Source organism: Type-E symbiont of Plautia stali, assembly GCF_059731115.1.
Genome location: NZ_AP035906.1, coordinates 2,747,452 through 2,761,540 on the forward strand (window position 1 = coordinate 2,747,452; position 14,089 = coordinate 2,761,540).

The following is a 14,089-nucleotide window of genomic DNA, read 5'->3' on the forward strand; positions in this document are numbered from 1 at the left end:
GTAAAATGAGCAATGCAAGGCAGAACGAAACCACCATAATCATGATGTACATATCAGGATCCCTTATAAAATCGACACAACAAGGTTAGGGGCTTTGCTGCGCAAGACTTTGCTGAACAAGTGGGCTAACAATACTAAAGGTACGATCCGCTTTGGCTTTATACAGTGACTCCAGCGGATGAATACAGTCGTCAGACATCTGTGACTGCCAATCACGATCTTCTTTAATCACGCTATACTGGTGAACCACGGCAACCTGCTGCTGCTTAGCCACCTGGTTAAGTTGCCAGACGTAGGGCCAAACATTCCAACGTTCCGCTTTGCCGCAAATGGGATTCGGCTCCTGCAAAATAACCTGTTTATGGTTCTGCTTCGCCACTTCAACCAGGCGCGTGATAATCCGCCCATACTCTTCAGGGCTTTCAAGGTGCACCTTCTTATCCTTGAAAAAATAGTGTCGGGCATCGTTAATGGCGTAGTTGATCAGAACGATTTTAGCCGGGGAGGTTTTCATTAAGTCCTCCCAATGGCTTTGATCATCGCCGCCATGCGGGTACAACAACTCAGCGGCCTGCGCACCCGGCACACCGTGGTTTTTCACCACGATGTTGACCCGATCGCCATACTGCTGTTGCAGCATTTGCGTCAATTCACCGATTTCACTGGCTTTGGTGATGCTGCTTTTACGGTCTTTGCTGATGACACCCGCAGTAGTGGAATCACCAAATGCGTCAATCTGCAACGTGCTTAAACCCGGTGCTGCCAGCGCCGCAATCGGTGCCAGCGCGAGGGCTAAAACCATCAATTTTCTCGTCATGTTACCTCTCTGTTACCTAAAGATTTTGAACTCCTGCGCCACCTCGTAGCCGACAACGGCCTGTTTCTGCGAGATGGTGTTGTAGTAGAGGTAATAAACAAGAAAGAAACTGAACATCGCGAACATCGCCGGCTTGAGCAATTGCCGTGATTGATAGATCAACGAGGTCAGTAGAATAGGCTCAACTTGCAACAGGTAGTTGGAAAGCCTTGCCCCGGATGAATAGTTATAGAAGAAGATCCTGATTGCCCCGCCCAGCGCGAAGGTCACAATCATCAGATAGTTAAAACGCCACTGCTCAGCGTTGTTGCGTTTCAATTCATCGCTGAGCATGAAGTAGACAAACATACACACCAGCATGATGTTTTTAAGGTTAGAAACCGAGAAGATGCTGCCATCCGCGGTATTCGATGCTTCAGCACTGTAGCCTTCCGCCCTCTCCCCCATCGCGCCCATATGCGCACTGATCAAGCTGATAAAGTTTGTCCCGCCGAACTTCGACATCGGGATACTCAGAAAGATAATCAGCACCGGCCAATAGCGCCATTGACGGATAAACAAGAATGGCAAGACCGTAACCACCATAATTCCGGTGTTGTGGCTGAAGAAAGAGAGCAGGAAAAAGCCGAACGCTCCCCAGTAACGCTTCAGATACAAACACCAGAGCACACCCAAAAACAGCGCAGAACTGAGACCAAAGCGAATCTGGTTCATGTCTTTGTTGATATAGATATGGGCGGAATACAGTGCCAGCGCGAGGATCGGGTACGGTGACATTTTGCGGAAGAACACCGCATTGGTCACCACCGCCAGAATGCTGAATACAAATAAGAAGGTGTCAGCATTACTGGAAATCAGACTGGTTAGCCAGGCGATGGCAAAAATCAGCGGCTCATAACGGAAGAGCTCCACGGTGGCGCTAAAGCCGTTGATCTGCAGACTTTGAATGAAGCCGGTATAAAATGTCCGATACTGCAAATCATCCATGCCGGTACCCAAACCGCGAATCCCGGCAAACACAATCAGGATAGCGGTGGCAATACACAGCAGGTAGAGCATCAGACCCGAAGTGCGCTCATCTTTTTTGACAATAAGCTCACTCAATGAAATCAGAAGCAACAATCCGGATATAACCCAATAGGGTGCCATGGTGTCATTCCTTACGCAAAAAGAGGCGGCAGATGCCGCCTCTAAGTCAAAAACAGGGTGCGTTACACTTTCTGTTTATATTCGTAGTTGTAATAGTCGTAACCATAACCGTAGGAGTTCGCCGCTTTACGCACCACGGCGTTCAGGATGACACCCTTAATCTCAATACCGTTCTGCGCGAAGCGCTTGTAGCTGACATCCAACTCTTTAGTGGTGTTGGTTTCGAAACGCGCCACCATCAGCGACGTACCGGCCAACTTACCGATGATGGAAGCATCGGTCACCGCCAGAATCGGTGGGGTATCAATCAACACCAGGTCGTAGTTCTTGCTCGCCCAATCCAGTAACTCACTCATGCGACGATGCATCAGCAGTTCAGACGGGTTCGGTGGTACCTGACCGCGTGGCAGGAAATCAAAACCGTACACGCCTTTCTGAATCATGGCCGGTGAGAACTCACTCTTGCCGGACAACACATTGGAGAGACCCATTTTGTTTTCCGAACCAAGCAGCTCATGGGTATAACCACGGCGCATATCACCATCGATGAACAGCACACGCTGGCCTGCTTTCGATACCAGGGTCGCCAGGTTGGCACAGATAAAGGTTTTACCAATACCCGGGCTGGCACCGGTAATCATCAGAATGTTGTTTTTGGCTTCCATCATCGCGAAGTGCAGGCTGGTACGCAGGCTGCGAATCGCTTCGATGGAGAGGTCGGTCGGATTACCCAACGCCAGCAGCGTATTATGTGGGTCACTCTTCTCTTTGTGACCACGACGCGCCAGGGCTTCGGTATCTTTCTTACGTTGCCACTCTGACAGCGGTACGCTGGCATAGACGTTCATGCCCAGCTCTTCCAGCTGCTCAGGATTCTCAATACCGTGATGGAACAACGCTTTCAGCAGCACCAGACCCACAGAGAGAATCAGACCCAGAATAAAGCTGGCGGCAATAATCAACAGTTTCTTCGGTGCCACCGGGCTACCGGCGGTTTCCGCACGGTCGATGATGCGCACATCACCCACGGTACTGGCTTTACTGATTCCCAGCTCTTGCTGGCGATTCAGCAACTGCATGTAGATTTCCTGACCTGACTGCACATCACGTGTCAGACGCAGTATTTCCTGTTGGGTTTGCGGCATACCGGCAATTTTCTTGTTCAGTTTTGCCTGCTCGTCTTCCAGGGTTTTGCGTTTTTCCAGCAGCGCGCGGTAAGTCGGGTGATCTTTGGTGTAGAGCTGTGACACTTCAGCTTCTTTGAAGGTCAGTTCGTTCAACTGGCTCTGCACGCTAACGGATGAGTCGAGAGCCGATTTCGCTTCCAGCGACATATCCACCGATTCATTCTGGCGGCGATAGGCGTTGAGCTTGTTCTCCGCATCATCCAGACTGCTACGCACTTGTGGCAGCTGGTTGCGCAGGAACTCCAGGCTCTTCTCAGCCTGCTCAGATTTGCGTTCAACGTTCTGCAGCAGATAGTTATTCACGATCTGATTCAGTACCTGGCTGGCACGCACCGGATCTTCATCCTGATATTCCAGACCCAGCACACCTGTCGTTTTGCCTTTATCGGCGACGGTAAGTGCGTTTAACACCGCTCTGATGGCTTGCAAGTCAGTGAGTTTGGTGACGTTGAAACTGGTCCCTTCATCAGCCTGGATACCGCTGACCAGCATAGTGACTTCACCATGCTGCTCCAGCTGACCCACGCGGCCTTTGAACAGCTCATCACCCTCGCTGGTCACGGTATAAGTCTGTGGACCGGTCACTTCCAACTGCACCGTACGTTTATCGATAGTGCGCGGAATTTCCAGGCGAGAAATGGCGATTTCAGACGGCTTGTTGCCCATCAGGCGCGACAGACCTTTACCAATCACCGGGAAGTAGTTCTGCTCCACCACGGTATCCAGACCTAAGTCATTAACCGTTTTGCCCAACACCATACGGGATTCGAGAATTTGAATCTCAGTGTCAGAAGCGGGTGTCGTTGGAATCACATCCTGCAACTCATTCAGAACAGAAGCCGTGTTTTTCTGCTCTACCTGAACCATGGCATCGGCGCTGTAAATAGGCGTTGCAAACAGTGTGTAGAGCGTTCCTGCCAACATGAAGAAGGCGGTAACGGCCACGATGATCCAGCGATGATCAATTAGCTGTCCCACAAGATGCGCCAGATCCCATCCACTCGAATCTTCTTTTGGCGCGGTCATAACCTTGTTTTTAATATTCATGGGTATTCCCAACTATCGGCTTAGTACGTTGACCCATTTCTGGGTAGCGTTTTCCAGTAACCCGTAGACCTCTTCGAAGGCCTCGCGACTTTTTTTGTACGGATCCGCAATTTCCTGCTGATTGAGCCAGTGCCCAAGGAGCATGGTTTTTCCGCGTGCGGCTGGGTCGATGCGATTGACCTGCTCAACGTGGCGCTTCTCCATTACCAGAATCAGGTCATAGTCACGGCACATACTGGCCGTTAACTGCTGAGCATGATGGCCTTCCAGCGACACGCCATGTTCGGCGGCAACGTCGCTGGCGGTCTGGTCTGCCGGGAACCCCTTCAGAGCGCCTAGCCCTGCAGAAGCCACCCGAGTTGAAGGTAGCGCGCGTTGGAACAGACGCTCCCCGGTTGGGGAGCGGCAGATATTACCGACGCAGACGACTAACACGGACTTGATCATACTGAAACCTTAGTTAGACCAGTTGCGGAAACGCAGTGCTGCGGAGCTTGCATCGTCGATACCCACGATGGTTGGCAGCAGCCCAGAAATCACACGGTTCCAACGGGTAATTGGTGTGGCGGTGACGTAGACGATGTCGTACGGCTCCAGTTGGAATTCAGTCCCCATCACCATCGATGCCGCATCTTTGGTATTCAACTGATAGATGTTGGCGATCTTGGTGCGGTTGGCACCACGAATAGGACGAATAACGAAGACACCGGTAGCATCGGACGTGGTTTGATCCATCCCGGCCGCATTACCCAGCGCTTCGGCCAGCGTCATGCCGCTACGGTCCATTTTCAGCGTGGATTGCTGTTTCACTTCGCCCATCACGAAGACTTTCAGGTCATCGTTACGCGGGACGTAGAGAATATCGCCCGGATACAGCAGATGGTTCTGGCTCAGGTCGCCGTTTTGCATCAGCGCCTGCAGCGAAATGCGCTGCTCTTTGCCCTGGTGCGTCAGCACCACGTTACGCCAGTCTGCATCGGCAGCTAAGCCACCGGCAGCGTTGACGGCATCGAGTACGGTCAGCGGCACGTTAGTGATCGCCTGCTGGCCGGAGGTGGTCACCGAACCGGTCACGTAGGTTTTCTGTGAACGGAACGCCGCAACATTGACATCCACCTGTGGGCTTTCAATGAACTGCGCAAGGCGGCGCGCAATTTCAGCGCGGATTTCCGTTACGGTGCGGCCGGCTACACGCACTTTACCGATGTACGGGTAGAAAATCGTGCCATCGGCCTGTACCCAGTTACCGGTGTCACTGGCGCTACGATACTGACCCGCTGGTGTGGTCAGCTCCGGGTGGTCCCAGACAGTGACGTTCAGCACGTCGCCAATGCCCACGCGATATTCGTAGCTTTGAATTTCGGTCTGCAGCGCCGGGTTGGCCTGCGCAACCAGTGGCTTCGGACGCATCTGTTCAACCAGACGCGGCGTCAGCGGGAAGACGTTGACGTATTTATCGATGTCATAGTTGCTATCCTGTTGCTCAATGACATCTTTTCCGCTAGTGGAAAGGTGCGAACCTGGTTCAATGGTGCACCCGGAGAGAAAAGTTGCGGATACCAATAAAGGTATCAATTTAATTTTCATTATCATCTGATTCTTCGCTATCAGTTAATGATTGATAGAGGCGAAAACGCCGCTGTGTAGCGTCTTATAAAAAAATAAAACTGACGGGTTAAACACTGAAACTGTGGGTCATTATTATGCGCTCCCTTGGTTTTATGTTGTCACCGTGCCCTGAGACGACATCAAGTAAAGTCGGTGATTACCCTGCCGGCAAGTCACCGACTCTTTTCAGGCTCGATAATGGCAGTTGTCAGTTAAGGCACTCCCAGCACCGGCATTTCAGACGGGGATAATGATTTCGTCCCCTGCCCTTCTGGTATCAATAAGCACCATCGCGTTTCAGCACGACACCCACTGTCTTAAACAGGATCGCGATGTCATTCCACAGCGACCAGTTTTTGACATACCACGAATCGAAATAGACGCGCGTTTCATAGTCAACGTCGTTACGACCGCTAACCTGCCACAATCCCGTCATGCCGGGTTTCGCCATCAGGTAATAATCAACATCACCGGCATAACGACAGAGTTCATCTTCAATCACTGGACGGGGGCCCACCAGGCTCATGTCGCCGCGTACCACATTCCACAGCTGTGGCAGTTCATCCAGACTGGTTTTACGGATGAAGTGGCCAACTTTGGTAATACGCGGGTCATTCTTCAGTTTGAAATCTTTATCCCATTCGGCGCGAGCGACCGGATCGGTGCGCAGGACTTCCTCCAGCACCTCTTTCGAGTTGATCACCATCGAACGGAATTTAAGGCATTTGAATTTACGTCCGTTCAGGCCGACACGTTCATGACCGTAAATCGGTGGGCCACCGTCGCGTCCAACCATAAAGCCGAGGACCAGCAGCGCCGGTGACAGCGCAATAATGATGCCGAGTGCGCCGACGATGTCGAAAGCACGTTTCAGGAAGCGCGAAGTGCGTTTCGCCAGATTATTGTTCACGCGCAGAATCATCACTTCATGGCTGAAGATGTAGGCCATGTCGGTACCGTAAAGGGGCACGCCGCGCAGAGTTGGAATCACTGAGACTGAACGGCAGTTATGCATTGCCAGCATTTTCAGCCAGTTGTCACGATGCTGGCTCTGTTCAAACTCCACAGCCACGATGAACTGGGTTTCGCTGTGCGTCAGCTGCCACAGCTCTTGTTCATTGTGCAGTACCGGTACGCCAGAGATGCTGGCCTGCGGGCAACTGCCATCAACATCGAAGAAGGCAATCACATCAAACCCCATCACCTCTTCGCTCTGCAGCGCCTGCCAGGCTTCTTCAGCATTACGGCTACTGCCGATGATGATGGTTTGTTTTTTCCACATACCGAAGTGATTCAGTACGCGTTTAGAGATGGCGCGCGCCAGCGGAATTAATATCAACGCCACAATCCAGGTGGTCACCCAGACAAAGCGCGACATCTGCCATTGCGATAATGCTGAAATTGACAAATCGATGACAGAGAAAATAAGAATGGTACGAAATATCTCTTTCAGCTCAAACCAGAATGGCTTGCGATAGGTGTAATGACGCAGGCGAACCCAGAACCAGCCTACGCAAATAATCGATAAACAAACGTGGGTGGCGATTTTTAAGTGCAGGTATTTTTCAGATATATCTGCCAGTGGAGAATCTGTGAACGAATTAATCACCGCCAGAGCAATAAACAATGCCGCGTTGAAACAAATTAAATCCGAGCACGCCAGTAAAATTTTAGTGAGGAGACTTTTATATGTAATTTGGTTATCGCGCATATTTAACTCTTTTATTTTATTTCCCTAATCCCTAACGCCTCTGCCCTGTGTAATAAATGAGCGATATATCCACTGCTAACGGGGAGGCAATCTGCGGCAAACGCTCCGGTGTTTAAGCCAATTCTCTTTTTAGTAAAGCCAAAGAATTGCAATAAATACCAACAGATTAGTCTGACTTCCCTTGCCACGATTTAGCCCTAATCTGAACGGAGAAAAGCACTTCAGGCACGCTACCGCCCTTGGCTGTCGCTGCCAATACCGCTGCAATCGCATCTATTTTCATCGCACTCACTAAGATTATTCTTAGCCAGCGGCAGGCTAATCCCGTGCACGATCACAATTCATAACATTAAGAAGCTAAACAGCGCGCTATTAACAACTTCGGCGCAGACATTTACTAACACGTTGCTATACTAGTTATTACTGGCTTGTTTACAAGTAGGCCCCGTGTCCCCTGCACTATTTTAGGAAAAAGACTACCAGCCATAAGTATTGATGCCATCCCTTTCAGCCCATTCCTGCGTAAAATTCAGAATAATTCGATACTCACCTTCGGACTGCTTCGCATTAAAAACGTACGCTTGCGCGTGAATATTAGAATTAATCGTCACTATCACGATGCGGTGAAGTTTATCCATACATTCATCTTATCGACGAAATGTACCTTCTCAGAATATGCCTAAAACTCAGGACAACAGGGTGATATCGCGCGATTTGCCTCATTTGTACCTTGCCTGCTAATTCACTATCATCAGACAAAACGCATTTTCAGACATTCAGGTGATGAAAGCATGATGGAGTGGATCCTCGATCCGTCGCTCTGGGCAGGATTAGTCACGCTAATCGTTCTCGAGTTGGTGCTGGGTATTGATAACCTGGTTTTTATTGCCATCCTGGTCGAAAAGTTACCGCCTGCGGCGCGTGACCGTGCGCGCGTAATCGGTTTGCTGTTGGCGTTGCTGTTGCGACTGGTGTTGCTGGCATCGCTTTCCTGGCTGGTGACTCTCACGCAACCGCTGTTTACCCTGTTCCAGCACAATTTCAGCGCCCGCGATCTATTGCTGCTCTCCGGCGGGCTGTTTCTTCTTTATAAAGCCACGACGGAACTCAATAGTCGTCTGGAAGGTAGCGACGAAGAGAGCGGTCAAAGTAAGAACGGTGCTAAATTCTGGCCAGTGGTCGCGCAAATTGTGGTGCTGGATGCCATCTTTTCGCTTGATGCGGTGATTACCGCTGTAGGCATGGTGAACGAACTGCCGGTAATGATGGCGGCGGTCACCATTGCCATTTTACTCATGCTGCTGGCGAGTAAGCCGCTTACACGCTTTGTGAATGGTCATCCAACCATTGTGATCCTCTGCCTGAGTTTCCTGCTGATGATTGGCTTCAGTCTGGTGGCGGAAGGCCTCGGTTTTATCATTCCGAAGGGCTATCTCTACGCGGCGATTGGTTTCTCAATCGTGATCGAGATGTTTAATCAGCTGGCGCTGTTTAATCGGCGCCGCTTCCTCACCGCCGGACGCCCGCTGCGCCAGCGCACCTCTGAAGCCGTGCTGCGCATATTGCGCGGTGAAGCCCAGCGTGCCGAACTGGACGCCGATACCGCCTCATTGCTCAGCGACAGTGATGAAGGTGCGTTATTCAATCGCCAGGAGCGGCGCATGATTGCCCGCGTACTCGGTTTAGGGCAGCGGCACATCAGCAGCATCATGACGTCACGCCACGATATTGAGCACATCGATCTGAGTGAAGATCCCGCCGCGATCATGGCTAAGCTGGATAACAATCAGCACACCCGCATCCTGATTACCGAACGCGGGCACGATCCGCTCGGCGTGGTGCATGTGATTGATTTGCTCCATCAGTCGCTGCACAGCCATTCTCTCGATTTACGTGCTTTGGTGAAACAGCCGCTGATCTTTCCCGAACGCCTGACGTTATTGCAGGCACTGGAGCAGTTCCGTCACGCCCGCACCCATTTTGCGTTTGTGGTCGATGAGTTTGGATCGGTGGAAGGCGTGGTCACCCTGAGTGACCTGATGGAAACCATCGCCGGGAATCTGCCGAATGAAGGTGAGGAGATTGATGCGCGTTATGATATCCAGCCGTTGCCGCATGGCGGTTGGGTGGCGAACGGACATATTCCTCTGGAAGATTTGGCAGCCTATGTGCATTTGCCACTGGATGAGAAACGTAATTATCACACGCTGGCCGGATTATTAATGGACAGCCTGCAACATGTGCCTGAAGAGGGAGAAGAGTTACAGGTAGGGGATTATTTATTGCGTACGCTGCAGGTGGAAAATCATCGGGTACAGAAAGTGGAGATTGTGCCCGCGCCTGAGCCTGGGCGGTAACCGACGCCGTTATGCCCATCAAACCAGGCATAACGGCATTTTACGTGGATTAAGGTTGTTGCACCGCAGGCTTTTGGCGATCCAGCCACTCGTTAAGGCGCGACTTCGCTTCACTCTGCAACTGCTGGCGCAGCACATCGTCAACCGGCAGTGAGTACTGCAGGTTGTTCCAGCCACCGTACATCCGCAGTGGGATTGCCTGGCCATTGAGCAGAGTCGCTAGCTTATCGTCGCCTTTCCAGCCGCGCAGCATCATATTGAAGGTGACGTCGAGCTGCTGGTTCACCACATCAACCGTGCCTTTGGTCTGCACTGCCAGGCGGTTACTGCCACCCTGCAGATCTGGCATGACAACCTTGCCCTGATTCAGGCTAATACGACCGCTCAGCTGCTGAATCCCCTGATCGTCCGGCTCATCATTGGTCACGCTATTGCTCACGCGCGCCACGGCACGGCGCACCATCTGTTGCAGATTAAGCTGGGCGAGTTGCAGGTTGGTAGCCTCCAGCTCGGCATTACCCTGCCAGTTACGCTTCGCTTCATCCACGCTCAGGCCCGTGCCGCTGAGATCGCCTTTCAGGGAGACCGTGCCCTGCAAACTCTCCGGCAGTTCCAGCGCTTTCATTAAAGGTGCAATGGCGATGTTTTCAATTTCCGGCTGCAGGGCGACTTTCGTCACCGGCTGGCGGATATCAATGCTGCCCGGGATCGAGAAGTGCCCATCGCCAATTTTCCCCTGCAGTTTGTTCAAGGTCATCAACCCTTCCTGATTGCTGGCATCGATCTGCAGATTGCTCAGCGTCAATCCGCGCCACACGCTGGAATCCGCATTCAGGCTCAGCGTTAAATCCATCAGATTTAACGGCGAGTCAGCGTTGGTACGCGTGCGTGGTTCAGCAATCACCGGCGTGCGCGTCACGCTGGCGTGCTGTGGGGTGCTGTTGTCGCTGGCGGGCGCGCTGGCCATCAGATTATCAAGATTCAATGTCGTGGCGTGTAAAGCCAGATTGAGCTGCTGCGGCAACATTAAACGCCCTTCGGCACTGCCATCCAGCGTGCTGTCGTTGGCCGTCAACTGCATCTTTTGCAACGAGAATTGCTGTTTATCGGCATTCCACTCGCCCTGTCCGCTCAGCGCCCCTTTGATGCCCTGCGGCGGGAGGTTAGCGCCGTCCAGCGTGTAATCCATCTCTTCTATCTGCCCCACCAGCCGATGCGGATACTGCGCCACATTCATCTGCCCTTTGAGATTGACGCTAACATTACGCTGATTGCGTGAAATGCGCGTGGCGAGTTCGATGCTGGCATTTTTGCTGGCATCCTGATCGAGGTTGAGATTGAGATTACGGAAGTTATATTGATCGCCACCGGGCTGCTGCCAGATCAGCAAACTGTCGGCGAGGCGCAGTTTAGCAATGTCGAATGACCAACCATTGGTGCGCGTCACCACCGGTTCCGCGTCCGTGGGCGCCACCGGTGAACCACTCGGTTTCTGGGCGGCGCTGTCTGGCGTAACACGAATGACGGCATTTTTCAGCATCACCTGGCTGACGCTTAGCTGATGCGACAGTAGCGGCCAGAGGTTGACATCCAGACGCATATTTTCTGCAGTGACCATCGGCTGACTGGCGCCAGGTGCGGTCAGGCTCATGCGCCCGGCGAGAATACTGAGTTGCGGCCAGACGTGCCAGCGCAGGCCACCACTGACTTCAAGTTGATAACCACTGCGCTGTTCTACCTGCTGTACCATATAGGTACGAAAGTCGTTGGGATTGACCAGCAACACCAGTGCCGTCATGCCCGCCACGACCACCACTAACAGGATGGCCAGCGTCGTTATCACTCTTCTCATAATCCCTCATCACCGTCATTCTTCATGCTGCAGCGGCGTTGGCTGCGTTCATTTACCCCAGTCACACACTGATGCCAGCTACCGGGGATTCACCCTCTTACCGCTTTGCCGCACGTTGAATCATTCAGGCGAACATCAGTCTTTGTCGATACGACTGGCATCGGCACCCTGCTGACCACGATATTTTGCATCTTCGCGGCGGTTATAAGGGCGTGCCGCTGGGCCAGACAACGGTTCAAAGCTCAATGCGCCAATCAACATGCCCGGACGCAGCGCCAGCGGCAGCTTACCGGAGTTGTAGAATTCCAGCACAATGCGGCCCTGCCAGCCTGGATCGATACGGTGTGCCGTCACGTGCACCATCAAGCCCAGACGCGCCAGCGAGGAGCGGCCATCCAGCCAACCCACCAGATCATCCGGAATCGTGACCGATTCCAGCGTCACTGCCAGCGCTAACTCACCCGGATGCAGGAAGAACGCTTCCCCTTCCGGCAGCACAATCTCATCGCTCATTACGCGATCCAGTGCGGCGCTGACTTCGTGTTTTGGACCACTCAAATCAATAAATGGCGCAGTGTGACCACTGAAGGTGCGGAACTGATTGCCGAGGCGCACGTCCACGGTTGCGCCATTAATGCGCTCAACCGGTGGGCGCGGGTCAATCGCCAGTTTACCGTTGTCGAGCCAGGCTTCAATGTCGCGATCGCATAATCTCATCGCAGAGTCTCCATGCTTTAAGTGTAGCGAAAGGTCGCCACTGTTGTGACAACCTTCACGCGTCACGTCCATCCGGACGCAGAATTTTCAAAGATATTGGTTAATCTTGGCTTTGAGAATATCGATGGCGATGCGGTTCTTCCCGCCACGCGGCACGATAATGTCAGCGTATTGTTTGGAAGGCTCGATAAACTGCAGGAACATTGGACGCACGGTCTTCTGATACTGGCTCATCACCGAATCCATGGAACGACCACGCTCATTCACATCGCGCTTCATGCGACGCATCAGACAGATATCCAGCGGGGTATCTACGAAGATGGAGAAGTTCATCTCCTGACGCAGACGCGCATCGGTCAGCAGCAGAATGCCCTCAAGGATGATCACTTTTTTCGGCTTAAGATGAATACAGTCGCTGGTGCGCGTGTGTTCAACGTAGCTATAAACCGGCAACTCAATATCCTGACCCGCCTTTAACGCGCGCAGATGCTGCAACAGCAGATCGTGGTCCATCGCGCTGGGATGGTCATAGTTGGTTTTCACCCTCTCTTCCATGGTGAGGTGGCTCTGATCTTTGTAGTAGGCATCTTCGGGGATCACACCGATATGCTCGTCACCGACCTGGTCACGGATTTCACGATAGAGCGTGCTGGCAATAAGACTTTTTCCGGATGCGGATGCACCTGCGATGCCAACGATCACGCACTGATGAGACTTGTCAGTCATACTTTTTTAAGACCTGATAACTGGAGCCAATTGAAGCCGAAACCGCAATAGGCCGATTGAGAGGGTTAGTTGGCGGCAATTATAGGTATTTCACCTGTTTGATGCCAGAGAAATGGGCCCGCCGCTTTTCAGAATATCCCCTTTTGCAGCCAGATGCTTAATCGATACACTGTTCTCCTGCCTGAGTGGTGTACCCCCCAGGTTGACTCAATAAAGCCCAAGGAAAAATATGAGTTGGAAAACCCTGACCTATTTTGGTGACAGCATGTTGCTGATCCCGACCGCCGTGATTATCGCGCTAGTGTTGCCGTGGAAAAGCGACAACCGCCAAACTGTCTGGTATTGGCTGCTCGCTTTTGGCCTGGCGGGCCTGCTGGTTAGCCTGTCTAAAATCCTGTTTCTTGGGTTTGGCATTGGCAGCGCCAGATTTAACTTCACCGGATTCAGCGGCCACAGCGCCATGTCAGCAACGCTCTGGCCGGTGATGATGTGGCTGGTTTCGGGCCGCTTCCCCACCTTTTGGCGCGCATTCACCATCGGTATTGGCTATCTGATCCCGATGATGGTTGGCCTGTCACGCCTCGTGATCCACGCGCACTCCTTCAGTGAAGTGCTCACCGGCCTGATGCTGGGCTTTACGCTGAGCAGTGCATTCCTGTTGACACAGCGCCGCACCGCTCTGAAGGGCTTCAGCCTGGCGCAAGTGTGTGTCGCCCTGCTGGTGCCGCTGGTGTTGATGAGTCATGGCCGCGTGGCCACCACGCAGCAATTTCTTGAACGTTTTTCCGCCCATCTCGCCGGATTAGAAAAACCCTATACGCGTGCCGATCTGTTTCGCGATTAATCATTTTTCTGTCAGGGCCAAAACTTTCATTGAATCAGGGCTAAACTAGATTCTGCGCAGACATCTTAGACAGA

At 52.4% G+C, this 14,089-nt stretch carries 11 protein-coding genes; 2 read left to right on the top strand and 9 right to left on the bottom strand.

All coding sequences use genetic code 11. The annotated features are described in order from the left end of the window. Positions 1–85: 85 nt before the first annotated feature. The 6 genes from AC6I8L_RS12640 to wbaP all read right to left on the bottom strand — a co-directional run bounded on the left by AC6I8L_RS12640 (position 86) and on the right by wbaP (position 7,519). Positions 86–817, bottom strand: a complete 732-nt coding sequence (locus AC6I8L_RS12640) for an SGNH/GDSL hydrolase family protein (protein ID WP_058961393.1) — start codon at positions 815–817, stop codon at positions 86–88. Between the two features lie 12 nt (positions 818–829). Next, a complete protein-coding gene (locus tag AC6I8L_RS12645) occupies positions 830–1,966 on the bottom strand; it encodes an EpsG family protein (protein ID WP_034824792.1) in 1,137 nt (378 codons plus the stop codon). A 62-nt stretch (positions 1,967–2,028) separates the two neighbouring features. Continuing rightward, entirely contained in the window at positions 2,029–4,200 is a 2,172-nt protein-coding gene (gene wzc / locus AC6I8L_RS12650) for a tyrosine-protein kinase Wzc (RefSeq protein WP_058961394.1), read from the bottom strand. Between the two features lie 12 nt (positions 4,201–4,212). Further along, positions 4,213–4,647, bottom strand: coding sequence for an arsenate reductase/protein-tyrosine-phosphatase family protein (locus AC6I8L_RS12655; protein WP_045832323.1), 435 nt, complete (start codon positions 4,645–4,647; stop codon positions 4,213–4,215). Positions 4,648–4,656: 9 nt separating this feature from the next. After that, entirely contained in the window at positions 4,657–5,787 is a 1,131-nt protein-coding gene (locus AC6I8L_RS12660) for a polysaccharide export protein (protein ID WP_153012318.1), read from the bottom strand. Positions 5,788–6,085: 298 nt separating this feature from the next. Then, positions 6,086–7,519 carry an undecaprenyl-phosphate galactose phosphotransferase WbaP gene (wbaP, locus tag AC6I8L_RS12665; RefSeq protein ID WP_058961396.1) on the bottom strand — a complete coding sequence of 478 codons (1,434 nt, stop codon included), beginning with the start codon at positions 7,517–7,519 and terminating at the stop codon, positions 6,086–6,088. Positions 7,520–8,310: 791 nt separating this feature from the next. Between wbaP and AC6I8L_RS12670 the strand changes: the two genes are divergently transcribed. Continuing rightward, entirely contained in the window at positions 8,311–9,876 is a 1,566-nt protein-coding gene (locus tag AC6I8L_RS12670; RefSeq protein ID WP_058961397.1) for a TerC family protein, read from the top strand. A 49-nt stretch (positions 9,877–9,925) separates the two neighbouring features. Here AC6I8L_RS12670 and asmA read toward each other — a convergent pair whose 3' ends face one another. From asmA to udk, 3 genes are all read right to left on the bottom strand, one after another. Continuing rightward, the gene (gene asmA, locus AC6I8L_RS12675; protein ID WP_058961398.1) at positions 9,926–11,728 is read right to left on the bottom strand and encodes an outer membrane assembly protein AsmA; all 1,803 of its coding nucleotides are present in this window, start codon (positions 11,726–11,728) and stop codon (positions 9,926–9,928) included. A 135-nt stretch (positions 11,729–11,863) separates the two neighbouring features. Beyond that, positions 11,864–12,445, bottom strand: coding sequence for a dCTP deaminase (gene dcd, locus AC6I8L_RS12680; protein ID WP_034824828.1), 582 nt, complete (start codon positions 12,443–12,445; stop codon positions 11,864–11,866). Between the two features lie 87 nt (positions 12,446–12,532). Next, a complete protein-coding gene (gene udk / locus AC6I8L_RS12685; protein ID WP_034824830.1) occupies positions 12,533–13,171 on the bottom strand; it encodes a uridine kinase in 639 nt (212 codons plus the stop codon). 229 nt (positions 13,172–13,400) lie between these two features. Between udk and AC6I8L_RS12690 the strand changes: the two genes are divergently transcribed. Continuing rightward, entirely contained in the window at positions 13,401–14,015 is a 615-nt protein-coding gene (locus tag AC6I8L_RS12690) for a phosphatase PAP2 family protein (RefSeq protein WP_034824832.1), read from the top strand. The last annotated feature ends 74 nt before the right edge of the window (positions 14,016–14,089 follow it).

Coding starts and splice junctions, on each gene's coding strand:
- AC6I8L_RS12640 (WP_058961393.1), bottom strand. CDS start 817: ATGACGAGAAAATTGATGGTTTTAGCCCTCGCGCTGGCACCGATTGCG.
- AC6I8L_RS12645 (WP_034824792.1), bottom strand. CDS start 1,966: ATGGCACCCTATTGGGTTATATCCGGATTGTTGCTTCTGATTTCATTG.
- wzc (WP_058961394.1), bottom strand. CDS start 4,200: ATGAATATTAAAAACAAGGTTATGACCGCGCCAAAAGAAGATTCGAGT.
- AC6I8L_RS12655 (WP_045832323.1), bottom strand. CDS start 4,647: ATGATCAAGTCCGTGTTAGTCGTCTGCGTCGGTAATATCTGCCGCTCC.
- AC6I8L_RS12660 (WP_153012318.1), bottom strand. CDS start 5,787: ATGAAAATTAAATTGATACCTTTATTGGTATCCGCAACTTTTCTCTCC.
- wbaP (WP_058961396.1), bottom strand. CDS start 7,519: ATGCGCGATAACCAAATTACATATAAAAGTCTCCTCACTAAAATTTTA.
- AC6I8L_RS12670 (WP_058961397.1), top strand. CDS start 8,311: ATGATGGAGTGGATCCTCGATCCGTCGCTCTGGGCAGGATTAGTCACG.
- asmA (WP_058961398.1), bottom strand. CDS start 11,728: ATGAGAAGAGTGATAACGACGCTGGCCATCCTGTTAGTGGTGGTCGTG.
- dcd (WP_034824828.1), bottom strand. CDS start 12,445: ATGAGATTATGCGATCGCGACATTGAAGCCTGGCTCGACAACGGTAAA.
- udk (WP_034824830.1), bottom strand. CDS start 13,171: ATGACTGACAAGTCTCATCAGTGCGTGATCGTTGGCATCGCAGGTGCA.
- AC6I8L_RS12690 (WP_034824832.1), top strand. CDS start 13,401: ATGAGTTGGAAAACCCTGACCTATTTTGGTGACAGCATGTTGCTGATC.